Here is a 16,494-nt window from a genome sequence, read left to right on the forward strand (position 1 = left end):
GGCACACTCAGCACCTACTGGACGAAGCGAAGAATCAGCTCTTCGCTTTCGGCATCTGCGAAACCAGCGACAAGCCGATATCCATGCCTTCCACCTGGAAATGCGGCACGATAAAGAGCTTGATGCGGAAGAAGCCCGGGTTATCTTCGATATCCTCGACCGTCACCTTCGCCTCACGCAGCGGATGCGATGCCTGCAACTCATCGCCCGGATCCTTCATCTCGGTGACGAGACCCTTGATCCAGTTGTTGAGTTCAAGTTCGAGAAGACGCCGGTCCTTGGTCGTGCCGATGTTCTCGCGCTGAATCAGCTTCAGATAATGCGCGATGCGTGAAAGCAGAAAGATATACGGCAGACGCGCATTGATGCGGCTGTTCGCGGTCGCTTCCTTGGTCTCGTATAGCGCAGGCTTCTGCGTCGAATTCGCCGAGAAGAAGCACGCGAAATCGTGGTTCTTGTAGAACGACAACGGAATGAAACCGAGGTTCGCGAATTCGAATTCACGCGTCTCGGGAATCAGCACTTCGGTCGGGATCTTCGGCTGCACGCCCGTGCCGAGGTCATACAGATGCACCGGAAGATCCTCGACCTTGCCGCCTGCCTGCGGGCCGCGAATCTGCACGCACCAGCCGTTGTTCACGAAGCTGCGCGTCATGTTCGCCGCAAACGCGAACGATGCGTTCACCCACAAATAACGATCGTGGTCCGGACCCTTCACCTGCTCTTCGTAGTTGAAGGCGCGCACGGGCGTCGTATCCTTGCCGTACGGCAGACGGCCGAGCACGCGCGGCATCACGAGCCCGACGTAGCGCGCGTCGTCCGTGTCGCGGAAGCTCTTCCACTTGATGTATTCCGCGCGGTCGAAGTAGTTGCCGATATCCTGAATCGCAGCGACTTCCTCCATCGACTTCTTGCCGAAGAAGGCCGCGCCCACCGAGCCGATGAACGGCATGTGCGCGGCCGCCGCCACCTTCGAAATATTGCGCAGCAACGCCACATCCTGCGGCGAGTTGGCGAACTCGAAATCGCTGACCATCGCGCTGATCGGCTGGCCGCCCGGCGTGTCGTACTCTTCGATGTACGTCAGGCGATACAGGCCGCTCTGGATCAATTCCGGCGCGTCCTCGAAGTCCCGCACGAGCGCATCCTTCGATACGTCCAGCACTTCGATGCGCGCGTTCTTGCGAAAATCCGTGCGCGACACGAGCATCTTCAGACCGCGCCAGCGGCCTTCGAGCGCTTGAAATTCGGGGTTGTGCATGACCGAATCGAGTTGCCGGCTGATCTGGCGATCCAACTGACCGATGAAGAAATCGAGCAGCGACTTGTCGAGACGATCCACCGGCTTGCTCGTCTGCGCGACGAGATCGAGAAACGCGCCCATGCCGCGCGCGAGGCGCTCGTCGGCGGATGCTTCGGAAAGCATGTCGTTGTCCCGGAATGCCTCCAGCGGACGCGCCTGCGCCACCGGACTCAGATTGATCTTGTTGCAAAGCGATGCATAGACGCTGTCGCCATACGACTCTTGCGGAGCATCGAGCACGACGGTTTCGCCTGCGGCGCTCGCGCGGACTTCTTTCTTAGTCATTGATTGTCCTGTCTGGGATTCTTGTCGATTGAAGCGTATGGAAGGGTGCCGAGGTTCAGGCGTGGCCTTCCGGCTGCGTCGCCGCGGTGGCGATTTGCGAGAGTTCCCCGCGCAGCTTGTCCGACAGTTCCTTGTTCTTCAGGATCTTTTCGAACTCGCGGCGGAAAGTGCCGTTGTCCAGCAGATTCGACTTCAGATCGCGCAGCAGATTGCGCACGGCGAGCAGTGCCTGCAGTTCCGGAATCTGACGCGCCACCTGCTCCGGCTCGAAATCCTTCATCGAACGGAAAGAAAGGTTGATCGGCAGTTCGGAGCCGTCGTTGGAGAGCGTGTTCTCGGCGGCGAACTTCAGGTCGGGCGCGTAGTCGGCGAGAACGGCGTCGATATTGTTCTTGTCGATGTTGACTTTCTTGCGTTCGGAAAGCGGCGCCTGCTCGCGTCCCGCGCTGAAATCGCCCGCGACCAGCAGCTTGAGCGGCAATTCGACCTTCTTTTGCGCGCCGCCCGTGTGTAGATCGAGCGTGATCGAAACACGGCTTTTGGGAATCTCTCTCTGGAAGCTATCCATCAATAATCCTTAATAAATTGATCAAACCCATCTCGAAACCGAGAAACCACCTTGATTCTTCTTGCGCATATCGAGCGCCGATCAGACTCACGCGCCCAATGTGCCCTTCGGATTTTCGCGGGCATATTAGAACAGGTTTCGCCGCATTCCAAAAGAATCCAACGCTTGCCTAAATAATCGGCACGACACCCGTCCTCATCCGCCATTGCCGTTGATAAACAACGGCTTCGCAGTTTCCCGGATTGACTGCGCATGCTCGCGAAGCGCGCGCGACAGGGATCGAATGAACACTAATTGACAATCGTCACCCTCGCCATCTTCTTCTTGAAAATAGTCCAAGATCCATTTCCGTACATGCAAGTGGTTGTTATCGATCGACTTTCTCCTTGCCACTCTATAAATCCACTATTCATCCAGCAGGTATACGAATCACTTGGCCGACGATAGAATCCGCCCTTACATAAACCAATCAGTATCGCGAAATACATTCATGCGGATCGATAAACCGCTTTGGCACGAAGGCCTGATTCTCACGCAGCAGCATTTTCAACAACAGGAGCGATGGGCGGAATTTGCCCTTCGTCAATTCACGACTGCGGCCCTTGCGCAACCGTGGGGAACGCTCGACGTCGAGGTCGACGAAGACGCGCTCGCCGCTGGCCGTCTCAAGCTCTCGCGCCTCAAGCTGCGTTTTCCCGACGGTACGCCCATCGATACATCGATTGCGCAGCCATTACCCCCTGCGCGCGATCTCACGCAAGGCGTGAGCGCGGATCGGCAAACCGTGACCGTGCTGGCCGCGCTCGCGCTGCCAGACGCCAACGGCAACAACTGCCGCATGGATGAGGCGGCGCTCACGCGTCCGCGCCGCGCCTACCGCGAGTTCGTCAAGGTCGTCGACACAAACGGCACCGACGAAAGCGAGATCGCCGCGGAACGTCATGCGGTGCGTCTGCTGTTCGATTTCGAGCCGCACGCCGATGACACCGTTTGCGCCATCGCACGCCTCGTCCGTTCCACGAGCGGCCAGTTCCAGCTCGACCGGCGCTACGTGCCGCCTTGCCTGTCGCTGGGCGCGCATGAGCTTCACGTCGAGCGCATCGGCCGGATCGCCGACATCCTGCTGGCGAAGAGCCTCGCCCTCGGCGCGCGGCGCAGCGAGCGCATCGAACAGGTCGCGGAATACGGCGTCGCCGACGTGCAGTTGTTCTGGCTTCTGCATTGCATCCATGCCGCGTGGCCGCAACTCCGATTCCTCGCTTCGAATCCGAACTTGCCGCCCGAGCGCTTGTACACGGTCCTCGCCGAGCTCGCCAGCGCGTTGATGACGTTCTCCACGAGCTCGCAGCTCACGGACATTCCTGCGTACGATCACGTCCGCGCCGACGAAGTGTTTGCGGAAATCGAATCGATGATCCGGAACTTGCTGGATGCGATCATCCCGTCGCGTGTCGTGCCGATCGATCTCGCGCACGAGAACGCGACGACGTGGACCGGCCAGATTCTCGACACCCGTATCGCCGATGGCGCCGCCGACTGGTATCTGTCGGTCAATTCGACGCTGCCCGCGTTCGAACTCGTCGAACGCATTCCGCGGCTGTGCAAGATCGGCGCGCCGGACGAGGTCGATCACATCGTCAATTCGGCTCTGGCAGGTATCGCGTTGAAGGCCGTTCAGCGCGTGCCGGCGGCAATTCCCGTGCGCCTCGATAACCAGTACTTCGCGCTCGATGCCGCGAGTCCCGCGCACGCGCGCATGCTGGCCGCGCGTGCATGCCAGATCTATCTGCCGACATCCGTCCCGGATGTCTCGCTCGAACTCTACGCGGTGCTGCGCTCATGAACATGCTGTCCACGTCTTCCGCACACTCGAGCCTCGTCGAGCCGGCTCCGGGCGTCGCGCCGTCGGTCATGACCGGTATCCGCGATCTGCTGCGCGACACCGCGCTCTTCGTCGCGAATCTGTCGACAGGCGGCTCCTCTGCCGAGTTCGCATCGTTGCGTGCGCACTGCAAGTCGATGACCGACGAATTCAGCGCGGCGCTCCATCTCCGAGGCTATCCGGACGAAGTACGCGAGGACGCGGTGAAGGCCCAATGCGCCTTGCTCGACGAAACGGCGCTGCATCATCTCTCCGATGAAGAGAAGCCGCTGTGGTCCGCACAGCCTTTGCAGGTCGAGAGGTTCAAGCAGCACGACGGCGGCGAACGCGTCTTCGAGCGGCTGGAGTTCCGCATGCGCGAACACTCGCCGCAAGTCGATCTGCTCGAGTGTTACGCGGCGATTCTCGGACTGGGCTTTCGCGGCCGATATTCGGGCAATGGCGAGTATCAGCGTCTGGCACTCATCGATGAGTTGAGCGCGCTGATCGCGCGCCTTCGTCCCGAAAGCGAGCGCTCGCTCGTCATCGACCAGCCGGGCCGGCGCTTCGGCAACTGGCTTCGGCGCATCTCGCCGTGGGCCGTCGCCGGAATCGGCTGCGCCGTCGCGCTCGTTACGTGGTTCATCTGGCACGTCACCCTCGACATGCAGCTCGCCGCGCTGATTCCCAACGCAGTCAAGCCGTGAGCGCCATGCAGAGACTGGGTTATCCGGCGCGCACCATCGTCGTCTTCGCGGCGCTGCTCGCGCTCGCCGTGCAGTGGTTCGTGCAGCCGTTCGGCAAGGAATGGATCTGGCTTTCGACGGCAGGCATTGTGATCGTCGCGGCGGCCCTCGTCGGCTGGCGCACGCGACGCCTGTCACGCGCGCGCCGCAGCAGCATGCATATCCTGAACGCGCTGGGTGCGGCGACCGTCGATATTCCGCTGAACCTGCGCACGCGCATGCCGCTCGTGCTCGTCATGGGCGATGCGCTCGCCTCGCTTTTCGATCACGGCTCGGGCACGCCGCGTCTCGTGCTTATCGGCGATGGCGCGATCTGGCTGCGCGTGGATCGTCCGCAGGATCTGCCCGGCATCGCACTCGCGATGCGCCAGTGGCGCGACGGCCAGGCGCCCGACGGCGTCGTGCTGAGCATTGCGCCCGCGCTCCACGCCGACGCCGATGTGCTCTCGCAAAGCCTGCGCGTGGCGCGCCAGGCGCTCGCCGATGCCTCGCGCATCGTGAGCGTGCGCTTGCCGGGTTATGTCGCGGTGTATCAGCGCCTGACACGTATCGCGTGCAGCGACGCAAACGCGGGACGCCGATGGCACTGTGTGTCGTCGGGGACGCCGCTCGTCGACGCCCGGCGCTTCGAAGCGCTGATCCGCAATGCGGAAGACGATGCCTGCCGCCATGCGGGCGATCGTTACGCGTCCGCCCATGCGGCCGCACTGGCATCCATCGTCGGCTGGACGCAGCGCATGGTGTTCGGCACGCTGACCGATCCGCGCCAGCCGGCCACGCCCTGGGCGCTCTACGGCGCAGGCTGGATCGACTGCGGGCCCGCCAGCGACGCACATAAACCGTGGGAGCAGGACGTGCAGATGCAAACGCACATCGCGCCCGCGAGCGTCGAAGCAAGCCCGGCTCCGTGGCCGTTGCCGCAATCGCTGATCGAAGCAATGCCCCGCCGCATCGTGACGTCGCCGCGCGTGGCCGCCTTCGCACATGCCATCGGCATCGTGGCACTGGCGGCAGGCGCCGCGACCCTCGGCGCGGGCCGCAACAATGCGGCGCTGCTCGAGCGCCTGCAGGCGGACATGGACCGCTACGCAGCCGTCACGCCGGAGCACGACGCCGCGCGCCGCGACGCGTTGAAGGCGCTCGTCGCCGATCGCGATGAACTGGATCGCTACGCGCGCACGGGCGTGCCGCTCAGACTGTCCTTCGGGCTCTATCGCGGCGCGCAATTGCTGCCGACGTTGAATACCGCCATCGCCAGCTATCAGCCGCCTGCGCCGCCGCCCGCCGTGGTGACGCTCGACAGCATGTCGCTCTTCGACAGCGGCAAGGCGCAACTTAAACCGGGATCGACGCGCGTGCTCGTCGAAGCCGTCGAAATGATCAAGGCGCATCCGGGCAAGCGGATCCTCGTGGCGGGCCATACGGACAACGTGGGCAATGCCGCGAGCAATCTGAAGTTGTCGAACGCGCGCGCCGCGGCTCTGCGCGACTGGCTGATCGAAGCGTCCGGCATACCGGCTACGCAGTTTGCGGTTCAGGGCTACGGCGACACACGCCCCATCGTCGCGAACGACACGCCACAAGGGCGCGCGAAGAACCGTCGCGTGGAAATCACTCTCGTACCGGACACCGCGAACGTCGCGAACTGACATCGTTAATCGAATTCCCGGAGTTCTCTCTTCGGGATCTTGTCGCTCAGGAGTTGTTTTTCTGAGCATTGCTTGGCAGTACCAAAGAGGAGTAGTAAATGGCAATTCCCGCATACATGTGGCTGAAGGATGACGGCGGCGCCGACATCAAGGGTTCCGTCACCGTGCAAGGCCGCGAAGGCAGCGTCGAGATCGTCGAGTTCGGTCATGGCGTGCATATCCCGACCGATGGCAACACCGGCAAGCTCACCGGCACGCGCGTGCACGCGCCGATCACGCTGACCAAGGAAACCGATTCGTCCACGCCGTATCTGTACAAGGCGGTGACGAGCGGCCAGACGCTGAAGTCGGTCGAGATCAAGTGGTACAAGATCGACGACGCGGGCAAGGAGAAGGAATACTTCAACACCAAGCTCGACAACGTCAAGGTCGTCGCGGTCCGTCCGAAGATGCTCGACATCAAGAACCCGGCTTTCGAGAAGCACAACCATCTCGAAGAAGTCGAACTGCGCTACGAGCAGATCACCTGGTCGTTCAAGGACGGCAACATCATCCACAAGGACACGTGGAACGAGCGCGCGTAAGCGCGTGACCCAGCGGCTCATGACAACGTGAGCCGTCGAAGCCAGCCTGCTTGCGGGCTGGCTTTTCTTCTGCAATTCATCCCCACCGTACGCCCTCTTTCATTCACCTCGGCACCGACTTCATATGACAATGCGCGACTCCACTCATCTGCTTCGCCGGCTCAACCAGCACTGCGCCCGCACGCTCGAAGCGGCCGCGAGCCTGTGCCAGACGCGCCTTTCCGACGAAATCACCGTCGAGCATTGGCTGCTGAAGCTCATCGAGGCGGACGAAGGCGACATTCCCGCGATCCTGCGTCACTATGAAATCGATGTCGATGCGATCTGGAACGCACTGCTCGCCGCAATCGACCGCCTGCCGCGCAATCTGCGGGGCATGCCGTCGCTTTCCATCCAGCTCGCGAGCGTGCTTCAGGACGCGTGGCATCTCGCATCGCGCGAGGATATCGACGGTACGATCCGCTCGGCGCATCTGCTGCGCGCGCTCATCGGCGCACCGCATGTCATGCGGACGCAGGACGCGTGGCCGCTTTTTTCGCTTTCCGATGCGCAGATCGAACGGCTCGTGCCGCGTCTCGGACGCGCGTCGTGCGAGAACGCGCCCGCGCAGGAAGACGAAGGCGACGCAAGCGCACCAGTTGCAGATGCTCAAGCGCCCGTCAAGCAGGCGGCCCCGCGCTCGACCGAAGGCCAGGCGCTCGAGCGCTTCGCCATCGACCTGACGGAGAAGGCGCGTCGCGGCGAAATCGATCCGGTGTTCGGCCGCGATCGTGAGATCCAGCAGATGATCGACGTGCTCGTGCGGCGGCGCAAGAACAACCCGATCCTCGTGGGCGAGCCGGGCGTCGGCAAGACGGCGCTAGTCGAAGGGCTCGCGCTGCGCATCGCCGAAGGCTGTGTGCCGTCTCTCTTGCGCGACGTGCGCATTCTCACGCTCGACCTCGGGCTGCTGCAAGCCGGTGCGGGCGTGAAAGGCGAATTCGAGCAGCGCCTGAAAAACGTGATCGATGAAGTCAAGGCATCGGCGACGCCGATCGTGCTGTTCATCGACGAAGCCCACACGCTGATCGGCGCGGGCAACTCGGCCGGCGGCTCGGACGCTGCGAACTTGCTGAAGCCTGCACTCGCGCGCGGCGAGTTGCGCACCATCGCCGCGACGACGTGGTCCGAATACAAGGAATACTTCGAGCGGGATGCGGCGCTCGAGCGGCGCTTCCAGATGGTCAAGGTGGAAGAGCCGGACGACGATGCCGCCTGTCTCATGTTGCGTGGCCTCGCGACGCGCTACGCACGGCATCACAACGTGCATATCCGCGACGAAGCGCTCGTTGCGGCAGTCAGACTGTCGCGCCGCTACATCCCCGCGCGCCAGTTGCCGGACAAGGCCGTCGATCTCATCGATACCGCCGCGGCGCGCGTGCGTATGGGTCTCGACGCGCCGCCCGCCGAACTGCAGCGCGCGCGCGCGGTCGTGGCCGCGCTGGAACTCGAAGGCGCAAGCATCGATGCCGACGAACGGGCGGGCATCGACGATACAGCCGCGCATCGCGACGCGCTCCGCGCCTCACTGGCGCAAGCGAATCAGGAACTCGCGGACGTTCAGGCGCGCTACGACCGCGAACTGTCGCTGGTGCGCGCGCTGCTGGAACAACGCGGCGACGGCAAGACGAAGCCGGATGCAGACGCGTTCGCCGCAGCGAAGCACGCCCTCACGGATGCGCAAGGCAAGTCGCCGCTGATCTTCGCCGATGTCGATGCACAGGCCATCGCGCGCGTGGTCGCCGAATGGACGGGCGTGCCGGTCGGCAATCTCGTCGAAGACGAGCTGCTCAATCTGCTCACGCTCGAAGATCAACTGGCGAAGCGCGTGGTCGCGCAAGACGACGCGCTCGGCATGCTCGCGCAAAGCCTGCGCACCGCGAAGGCGGGGCTCAAGAGCGAACATGCGCCGCTCGGCGTGTTCCTGCTGACCGGACCCTCGGGCGTCGGCAAGACGGAGACGGCGCTTGCGCTCGCCGATGTGCTGTTCGGCGGCGAGGCCGCGCTCACCACGATCAACATGTCGGAGTATCAGGAAGCGCACACGGTGTCGCAGTTGAAGGGCTCGCCGCCGGGTTACGTCGGCTATGGCCGCGGCGGCGTTCTGACCGAAGCGGTGCGTCAGCGCCCATATAGCGTCGTGCTGTTGGATGAAGTCGAGAAGGCGCATCGCGACGTGCTCGACATGTTCTATCAGGTGTTCGATCGTGGCTCGATGCGTGACGGCGAAGGTCGGGAAATCGACTTCCGCAACTGCGTGATTCTGATGACGTCCAACCTCGGCTCCGAACAGATTCACGATGCGACCACGGACACGCCCGGCATCGCGCACGCCGCGTTGCTCGACGCCATCCATGATCCGCTCGTGAAGCACTTCCAGCCGGCGCTGCTCGCGCGTTTCCAGACGCTCGTGTTCCGCCCGCTCGACGTAAGCGCGCTCGGCGATATCGTGCGCCTCAAGATCGCGAAGATCGCCGATCGCCTGAAGCGTCAGCACGATGTGACGCTCGCCTGCGAGGAATCGCTGATCGCATCGCTGGCTCAAATGTGCCTGTCGCGCGATTCGGGCGCCCGCAATATCGACGCTTTCCTCGACCAGCGCATTCTGCCGACTGTCTCGCGCGAACTCCTGACGCGCATGGCGAGCGGCGCCGCACCCGCGGAGATTCGTCTCGCCTATTCAGAGGAAGGCAATCTGACGATCGAGTTCATCGATCGCGACTCGTCCGTGCCCGCAACCGCCTGAAGCGAGAAAAGATGCCAGGCCCGTCCCTATATGAAATGCTGCTCGGTCAGATCGACGGCGAACCGCTCAGCGATTTCGATGACCGCACGCTCGAAGTCCTGAGCGTGCAGCAGAACGTGCGACGCATCCTGAACACGCGCGCCGGTGCCCTCAAGCATTTGCCGGACTACGGGCTGCCCGATCTGACCAACATCTACAAGGCGCTGCCGGCTTCTTCACAGGCGCTGAAGGAGCAGATGGAAGTCGCGCTGCTGAAGTACGAGCCGCGCATCCGCGCGATCGACGTCGCGATGGTCGATACGTCCGAGCCGGGCCTGCAAGTGAGCTTCGAAATGACCTGTCATCTGAAGCGCGCGGGCCTCGTGCGCTTCGGAACGTACTTCGTGCCGCCCGGCGTTTTCCGGCTGGAGCGGCGCGTGCGCGAGGGCAGGATTTGACTCAGCTTGCGCGCGGGCTGATTCGCGCGCTACACCGAAGCCCCCCGCTCGCCGACCAACTCGCGAAGATCGTGCGCGATCCGGCCAATGACCGGCTCCCAGTCATGCAGCTTCTTCTGTCGATACAGACGCACGGTGGGATACCATTCGGTTCGCTCGCCCTGCAGTCCCCAGCGCCACTCGGGCGCGGACGGCAAGATTCCCCATGTCGGCTTGCCGAGCGCGCCAGCGAGATGCAACGGCGAAGAGTCCACCGATATCACGAGATCGAGATGATCGATGAAGCCGGCGGTATCTGCAAAGTCCGTCCACTGAGACGACACGTCGTGCGCGCGAATGCCCGACTGCCTCGTCAAACTGGCGTTCGCCTGGTTCTTCTGCAGCACGAACCATTCGATACCCTCGATCTCCGACAGCGGCTTCAATGCGCGCGCAGGCACGAAGCGGTCAATGCCGCTGAAGTTGTGCGGCCCGCTATACCAGCACAGTCCCACCTTCAGCTTGCCCGCATACGGCTGCATGAAGCTGTCCCAGCGAGCGCGGGCATCAGTTGGCGCCTCGATGTATCCGCGTCGACTGTCGGAGATGGCCGCTGCTGTCTCGTGCACGTATGCGGGCAGCAAGTAGTCGAAGACCCAGTAATCGTAATTCGCCAGTTCGTCCGGCCGCCAGCCAGATGCAACGGTTTGCGCGCCGTCGAGATCGCGAAACAGCCGGTGCAGTTCCGGCCGGCAAACGAAGTGAACCGACGCGCCCGCCGCTGTCAGCCGGCTCGCGTAACGCGCGAGCATCAGATTGTCGCCGACGCCCGCATGGTAGGCGACCAAGATACGCTTGCCTTGCAGCGATTGACCCCGCCACCATTTTGAAAGATACGGGGCAATATCCGGATCAAGCGCAAGAACATACTCATCGCTCGACACCCCTTCGAGCTTGCGCCATCCCTCGCGCTCGCGTCCGAGCAGAATGAGCACGTCCCCGAGCGGACCGAAGGCATCCACTCGGTGCGGTGCAATCTCTTCGGCTCGGCTAAATGCATTCAGCGCTTCGAGATAACGGCTCTGCATGTACAGCGCTTTCCCCAACATCAGCCAGATGTCGACGTCGTCGGGAGTCTGCGCGAGCAGCGCGCCCGCACGTTCGATGACCCCGGCATAATCGGAGAGGAATCGTCCGCGAAGATGCAGCGCGCTCTTCTCGTCGGCCCGGATAAGCGCCTGCTTCGCATGGAACCGCATCAGTTCCGGTCGACCAGCGAACAGGTAAATCTGCGCGAGGGCGGAATGTGCGTCGCAGTTGTCGGGATCGAATTCGAGCGCCTCGACAAAGCACTCGATCGCGCTTTCCCGATCCCCGCATTCGTTCAGATAGATGATGCCGCGCTGTACGCGGACGATCGCGTTGTCGGGGTTCCGCGCGATCCATCGCGTACACATTTCCAGCGCGAGAAGCGGCTCACCTAATCGGATGAGGCCATTGGTGGCCTCGATCGCGTAATGAGCCTCGTGAGGTTCGATATCGAACGTCCCGTGCCACAAGGCGATTGCCTGGTCGCGTTTGCCACGCTCGATTGCAGCCTGAGCAGCGCTGGCGAGCGCCGTCGCTCGCTCCCTGATGTCATGCTCCACCATTGCTCTTCCGTCGTTCAATAAGGATGCCAGAGCGTAACAGAGCCGAGCGTCTCAACCGTAACAATGCGACGCGCGAACGCCGCTACTCATGCCACTGCCCCGCCCCTCCCGCGAACGCCGGCACGCCCATCTCCTCGCGACTGCGCGCCGCACGCGCTTCGTCGGCTTCCACGGTCTTGCTCGTATCGATGAAAAGCGCCGCGACCGCACCGACCGCGAGCAATCCCGCTGAAATCGTGAACGGCACGTTATAGCTTCCTGTCTGCTGGATCAGATAACCGAACGCGACCGGCGACACCATTCCCGCGATGCCGAAGCCCGTGTTCATCATGCCGCCCGCCGTGCCCGCATACTTGCCCGCGATATCGAGCGGCAACGTCCACAGCACCGGATTCGTGATCTCGAGGAAGAAGAACGATGCCGTCAGGAACCACACCGCCATGATCGGGCTCGGCGCATTGACCATCGGCAGAAGGAAGGCGAGCGACCCGCCCATGCCCACCACGAGAATGCTGCAGCGCGCGAGCCGCAGTTTTCCCGTGATCCGGTAGATGCGGTCCGACAGCACGCCGCCGAGCGTATCGCCGATCACACCGGCAAGCAGCGGCAAAGCGGTGAACAGCGCGAGATGCTTCAGATCGAAGCCGCGCGATTCCTTCAGATACGAAGGCAGCCACGTCAGATACACCCACAGCAGCCAGCCATAGCAAAAGTCGACGAAGGTCACGAGCCACATGCGATGAATCAGCATGCGCCACGGCGTCGGCTGCTTTCTCGCGCGCGCGCATTCTCCCGCGCGATAGCCGATCTCAGCGGTTTCCTCGGGCGTCACGCGGCGGTTTTCATCGGGTGAATTGGTGAAGACGAAGAGATACAGCACCGTCCACGCAAGGCTCGCGATGCCCAGCAGAATGAATGCCTCGCGCCAGCCGCTCGCTGCGACCACGGCAAGCACGAGCGGCGGCGTCACCGCGCCGCCGAGCCGCGCGAAACTATGCGTGATGCCTTGTGCAAAGCCGCGTTCGCGCACCGGCATCCAGAACGTGAAGGCGCGCGTGGCGGTCGGAAACGCGCCGCCCTCGCCGATGCCCAACGCAAGGCGCAACAGCACGAGCATGCCGATGCTGCCCGCGAAGCCCGTCGCGAGCGTCGCCGCGCCCCATATCAACGAGAGCACGGTCAATACGAGCTTCGGGCCGAATCGATCGGCAAGCCATCCGCCGACGATCTGCATCACCGCATACGGATACGCGAACGCGGAGAATACGAGCCCGAGCTGCACGGACGTGAGGCCCATCTCCTGCCGGATCAACGGTCCTGCCACGGCGATGTTCACCCGATCGATGTACGAGATGAAGTACATCAGACACATCACGCCGAGAATGATATGGCGCGTCTTCACGCGCTGACGTTGCTTGTTCACAGTGTCTCCTTCCTTTGGTCCATCTGATGTGCAATATCGAGCCGTGTCAGCTAGACGAGCTTCAGGCGCTGCACCTTGCCCGAAGGTCCGCGCGGCAATGCATCGGTGAAGCGGAATTCACGCGGCGTCTTGTAACGGCCGAGTTCGCGCAGACAGTGCGCGCGCAAGTCGGCCACATCGAGCGATGCCGCGCCGCCGTTCGGCACGATGTACGCGACGATGTCCTGGCCATACGCCGCATCGGGCACGCCGACGGCCGCTGCTTCGAGCACGCCGGGATGACGCAGCAGCGCTTCGTCGATCTCGCGCGGCGCGATGTTCTCGCCGCCCTTGATGATCAGTTCCTTCGCGCGTCCATTGATGTAGAAGAAGCCCGCCTCGTCGCGGTAGCCGAGATCGCCGCTGCGCAGCCATCCGTCTTCCGTGAACGCGTTGCGCGTTTCTTCCGGACGCTTGTAGTAGCCGCTCATCAATTGCTCGCCGCGCAGCACGAGCTCGCCGGTTTCGTTGGGCGCGCACTCACGTCCATCGATGTCGACGATCTTCGCTTCGCCGCCGGAAGGCAAGCCGATACTGCCGATTCGCCTTAACGTTTCCTCATACGGATTACTGAATATCGGCGCGGCGGTCTCCGTCATGCCCATCGTTTCGATGACGCCGATGCGAAAGCGCTTCTCGAACGCCCGATGATGATCGGCCGGTAACGCTGCCGACGCGCTGCGGCAAAATTTCAGCGCCGACAGATCGCAGCCCTCAGCGCCCTCGCCGTTCAGCAGATAAGCGACGATGGTCGGCACCACGTTGATCCATGTGCATCCGAACTGCGATGCCTCGTTCCAGAACGTGCGCGCCGAGAAACGCGGCGTCATCACCGCCGATCCGCCGTGCCACAGTGGCGACAGCAGCGCGACGACGAGACCGTTGATGTGATAGAGCGGCAACGATACGAGCACGCGATCATCATCGGATAGCCGATGTTCCTCGCTGATGTTGCGCATGTTGGCAAGCAGGCTGCGATGACTCAGCAGCACGCCTTTAGGCGCGCCCGTCGTGCCCGACGTGTACATGAGCAGCGCCGTATCGCCGGGATTCATCGCGCCCGCATCGCTCGCGACGATATGCGCGCCGGGCGTTTCGTCGCGCACGAGTCCGATCGTGCGTGACGGAAGCGTCGGGATATCGGGTAAAGCGTTCGCATCGGGCGACGTACGCACCACAGCGACGTCACGGTCCATGCCTTCGCGACGCAACACGTCGATCGCTTCGACGATGGTGTCGTGCGTGTCATCGGCGACGAAGATCGCGCGCGTCTCCGAATGCTCGACGATATAGCGCACCTGCGAAGGCTGACACAAGAGATTCAGCGGATTCGCCACCAGGCCGCTATACATTGCCGCCAGCAGCAGCCGCGCGGTCTGAATGCCGTTGCCCATGAAGACGGACACGACATCGCCCGCACGCAGGCCCGCAGCATGAAAACGCTCTTCCAGCGCGAGACATGCTTCGCGCAACGCGCCGAAGGTCAGCATGTCGTCCCCGACCGCGGAGAGCAGGAAGGGTTTGTCCGGCGCGCGTCCGGCGCGAGCGTCGATCAATGCGCGCAACGTGGATGCAACGACCGGCGCACGATCGGAAGGAACGATTCGATCCGCTAACGCGTTCATCGCCCGATCCTCCTGAAGTAATCGCCGAGCAACGCGTCGACTTCCGGCACGCGCTCCGCAATCCGATACGCGATGCGCGTCACGTTCAGGTATTGCCGATAGCCGAGATTCGCCGAGAAGTTGTTGCCGCCCCAGGTGCCGCATCCCATCGACAGCGAGAACGGCAGGCCGTTGTCGAAGTTGCCGCCGGTCGCGAGGCAGTGCGCCTGATCGACGATCACGCGCGCCACCGGCAATTCTGTGCCGAGCCGGACGGCGAGGGCATCGTCCGCGCCGTGCACGCCGACCGAATGTCCCGCGCCCATGTATTCGTAGATGCCGCGCACGATGCCGATTGCGGCGTCGATGTCGCGCGCGCGATAGACCGTCAGCACGGGCGAGAGCTTTTCGCCGGAGAACGGATACTCGGCGCCGTAGCCGCTCTCCTCGACCATCAAGAACTTCGGCTCGCGCGCCGCGATATCGTCGAGGCCCGCTTCGCGCGCAATGGCCGTCGCCGAGCGCGCGGTGCAGCGCGCCGAGAGCTTGCCGTCGTGCCACATCGCCGCCTGCAACCGCGCCTTCTGCGCAGCGTCGAGCAGCACGCCGCCCTGCTTCGTCAACGCATCGAGCATGCGTGCATGGATCGCGTCTTCGATCACGACGCTGTTCTCCGATGAACAACTCGTCGCGTTGTCGAACGTCTTGGACACCGCGATCTTGCGCGCCGCATCATCGGGAATCGCGCTCGCCGCGACGATCGATGCGACGTTGCCCGCGCCCACGCCGAACGCGGGCGTGCCGCTCGTATAGGCCATGCGGACGTTCGCCTGCGAGCCCGTCGCGACGACGAGATCCGCGAGCTTCATCAACGCGGCGGTCGCGGCCTTGCCGATCGGATGCGGCAACATCTGCACGAGATCGCGATCGAGACCGGCCTTCGCGAACTCCGCATGAATGAACTCGATGAGCAACGCGCACGACGAATAGCCCTTCGGTGAGGGCGCGACGATGACCGCGTTGCCGCACTTGAGCGCGTTGATGATCTTGTTGGCGGGCGTCGCGGCCGGATTCGTCGATGGCGTGATCGCCGCCACGACGCCGACCGCGCGCGCAATTTCGACGATGCCGTGTTCCTCGTCGCGCACGATCACGCCCGTCGTCGCGACGCCGTGAAGATCGCGCAGCAGGCCGAGCGTCTTGCGATGGTTCTTGCGGAATTTGTCGTCGGCGTTGCCGAGGCCCGTATCGCGCACGGCCAGGTCCGCGAGTTGCCGGTTGCGCTGCGGCTCCATGATGGCCCACGCAGCGGCCGATGCAGCTAAGTCGAGCGTCTCCTGGCCCGCTTGTTCGAAGCGTCGTTGCGCGGCGCGCGCTCGCGTCACGAGCGCGGCAACGATGCGCTCCACATCGGGTTCTGGTTGATTCGGCGCATCGTCGTGAGGACGTGCGAGCGTCGCGCCGCTTGCCATGTGATTCATGCGATAAACCTCGGCTGTTGGAAGATTGAAGGTGCTCTCCAATCTAGTCAGCCGCGTCCGTCGCGCGGTCCCGTTTTCTGGACTAACGCGTGCAGCGA

At 63.2% G+C, this 16,494-nt stretch carries 13 protein-coding genes; 6 read left to right on the top strand and 7 right to left on the bottom strand.

Features of this window, described 5'->3' with window-relative positions:
* Positions 1 to 34: 34 nt before the first annotated feature.
* From tssC to LDZ23_RS28115, 3 genes are all read right to left on the bottom strand, one after another.
* Positions 35 to 1,588 carry a type VI secretion system contractile sheath large subunit gene (gene tssC, locus LDZ23_RS28105; protein WP_034470077.1) on the bottom strand — a complete coding sequence of 518 codons (1,554 nt, stop codon included), beginning with the start codon at positions 1,586 to 1,588 and terminating at the stop codon, positions 35 to 37.
* Between the two features lie 55 nt (positions 1,589 to 1,643).
* Positions 1,644 to 2,156 carry a type VI secretion system contractile sheath small subunit gene (gene tssB, locus LDZ23_RS28110; RefSeq protein WP_034470080.1) on the bottom strand — a complete coding sequence of 171 codons (513 nt, stop codon included), beginning with the start codon at positions 2,154 to 2,156 and terminating at the stop codon, positions 1,644 to 1,646.
* Positions 2,157 to 2,351: 195 nt separating this feature from the next.
* Complete coding sequence (locus LDZ23_RS28115) at positions 2,352 to 2,495, bottom strand: hypothetical protein (protein ID WP_160172869.1); 144 nt, start codon at positions 2,493 to 2,495, stop codon at positions 2,352 to 2,354.
* A gap of 151 nt (positions 2,496 to 2,646) precedes the next feature.
* Between LDZ23_RS28115 and tssK the strand changes: the two genes are divergently transcribed.
* The 6 genes from tssK (at position 2,647) to tssE (ending at position 10,218) form a co-directional block, all read left to right on the top strand.
* Positions 2,647 to 3,999, top strand: a complete 1,353-nt coding sequence (tssK, locus tag LDZ23_RS28120) for a type VI secretion system baseplate subunit TssK (RefSeq protein ID WP_244808272.1) — start codon at positions 2,647 to 2,649, stop codon at positions 3,997 to 3,999.
* Positions 3,996 to 4,724: a type IVB secretion system protein IcmH/DotU gene (gene icmH, locus LDZ23_RS28125; RefSeq protein ID WP_244808273.1), complete on the top strand. Its 729-nt coding sequence runs from the start codon at positions 3,996 to 3,998 to the stop codon at positions 4,722 to 4,724. The genes tssK and icmH overlap by 4 nt, the downstream gene beginning before the upstream one ends.
* 5 nt (positions 4,725 to 4,729) lie before the next feature.
* Positions 4,730 to 6,412 (top strand): OmpA family protein, encoded by a 1,683-nt coding sequence (locus LDZ23_RS28130; protein WP_033536885.1) that lies wholly within the window; start codon positions 4,730 to 4,732, stop codon positions 6,410 to 6,412.
* Positions 6,413 to 6,510: 98 nt separating this feature from the next.
* On the top strand, positions 6,511 to 6,996 hold the full coding sequence (locus tag LDZ23_RS28135) for an Hcp family type VI secretion system effector (RefSeq protein WP_008346030.1): 486 nt from the start codon (positions 6,511 to 6,513) through the stop codon (positions 6,994 to 6,996).
* Between the two features lie 124 nt (positions 6,997 to 7,120).
* Positions 7,121 to 9,781 carry a type VI secretion system ATPase TssH gene (tssH, locus tag LDZ23_RS28140; RefSeq protein WP_034470083.1) on the top strand — a complete coding sequence of 887 codons (2,661 nt, stop codon included), beginning with the start codon at positions 7,121 to 7,123 and terminating at the stop codon, positions 9,779 to 9,781.
* A gap of 11 nt (positions 9,782 to 9,792) precedes the next feature.
* Positions 9,793 to 10,218: a type VI secretion system baseplate subunit TssE gene (gene tssE, locus LDZ23_RS28145; RefSeq protein WP_033536886.1), complete on the top strand. Its 426-nt coding sequence runs from the start codon at positions 9,793 to 9,795 to the stop codon at positions 10,216 to 10,218.
* Between the two features lie 29 nt (positions 10,219 to 10,247).
* Here the strand turns inward: tssE and LDZ23_RS28150 are convergent, their stop codons facing one another.
* The 4 genes from LDZ23_RS28150 to sauS all read right to left on the bottom strand — a co-directional run bounded on the left by LDZ23_RS28150 (position 10,248) and on the right by sauS (position 16,396).
* The gene (locus LDZ23_RS28150; RefSeq protein ID WP_008346033.1) at positions 10,248 to 11,849 is read right to left on the bottom strand and encodes a tetratricopeptide repeat protein; all 1,602 of its coding nucleotides are present in this window, start codon (positions 11,847 to 11,849) and stop codon (positions 10,248 to 10,250) included.
* 82 nt (positions 11,850 to 11,931) lie between these two features.
* The gene (locus tag LDZ23_RS28155; RefSeq protein ID WP_008346035.1) at positions 11,932 to 13,272 is read right to left on the bottom strand and encodes an MFS transporter; all 1,341 of its coding nucleotides are present in this window, start codon (positions 13,270 to 13,272) and stop codon (positions 11,932 to 11,934) included.
* Between the two features lie 50 nt (positions 13,273 to 13,322).
* Positions 13,323 to 14,936 carry an AMP-binding protein gene (locus LDZ23_RS28160; protein ID WP_244808274.1) on the bottom strand — a complete coding sequence of 538 codons (1,614 nt, stop codon included), beginning with the start codon at positions 14,934 to 14,936 and terminating at the stop codon, positions 13,323 to 13,325.
* Complete coding sequence (gene sauS, locus LDZ23_RS28165) at positions 14,933 to 16,396, bottom strand: acylating sulfoacetaldehyde dehydrogenase (protein ID WP_008346038.1); 1,464 nt, start codon at positions 16,394 to 16,396, stop codon at positions 14,933 to 14,935. Before sauS ends, LDZ23_RS28160 begins: the two co-directional genes overlap by 4 nt.
* Positions 16,397 to 16,494: the final 98 nt, after the last annotated feature.

The organism is Caballeronia zhejiangensis, assembly GCF_022879815.1.
GTDB lineage: Bacteria > Pseudomonadota > Gammaproteobacteria > Burkholderiales > Burkholderiaceae > Caballeronia > Caballeronia zhejiangensis.

Excerpts from the sequence above, each read along its gene's own strand:
- tssC (WP_034470077.1), bottom strand. The coding sequence starts at position 1,588 with ATGACTAAGAAAGAAGTCCGCGCGAGCGCCGCAGGCGAAACCGTCGTG.
- tssB (WP_034470080.1), bottom strand. The coding sequence starts at position 2,156 with ATGGATAGCTTCCAGAGAGAGATTCCCAAAAGCCGTGTTTCGATCACG.
- tssK (WP_244808272.1), top strand. The coding sequence starts at position 2,647 with ATGCGGATCGATAAACCGCTTTGGCACGAAGGCCTGATTCTCACGCAG.
- icmH (WP_244808273.1), top strand. The coding sequence starts at position 3,996 with ATGAACATGCTGTCCACGTCTTCCGCACACTCGAGCCTCGTCGAGCCG.
- LDZ23_RS28130 (WP_033536885.1), top strand. The coding sequence starts at position 4,730 with ATGCAGAGACTGGGTTATCCGGCGCGCACCATCGTCGTCTTCGCGGCG.
- LDZ23_RS28135 (WP_008346030.1), top strand. The coding sequence starts at position 6,511 with ATGGCAATTCCCGCATACATGTGGCTGAAGGATGACGGCGGCGCCGAC.
- tssH (WP_034470083.1), top strand. The coding sequence starts at position 7,121 with ATGACAATGCGCGACTCCACTCATCTGCTTCGCCGGCTCAACCAGCAC.
- tssE (WP_033536886.1), top strand. The coding sequence starts at position 9,793 with ATGCCAGGCCCGTCCCTATATGAAATGCTGCTCGGTCAGATCGACGGC.
- LDZ23_RS28150 (WP_008346033.1), bottom strand. The coding sequence starts at position 11,849 with ATGGTGGAGCATGACATCAGGGAGCGAGCGACGGCGCTCGCCAGCGCT.
- LDZ23_RS28160 (WP_244808274.1), bottom strand. The coding sequence starts at position 14,936 with ATGAACGCGTTAGCGGATCGAATCGTTCCTTCCGATCGTGCGCCGGTC.
- sauS (WP_008346038.1), bottom strand. The coding sequence starts at position 16,396 with ATGAATCACATGGCAAGCGGCGCGACGCTCGCACGTCCTCACGACGAT.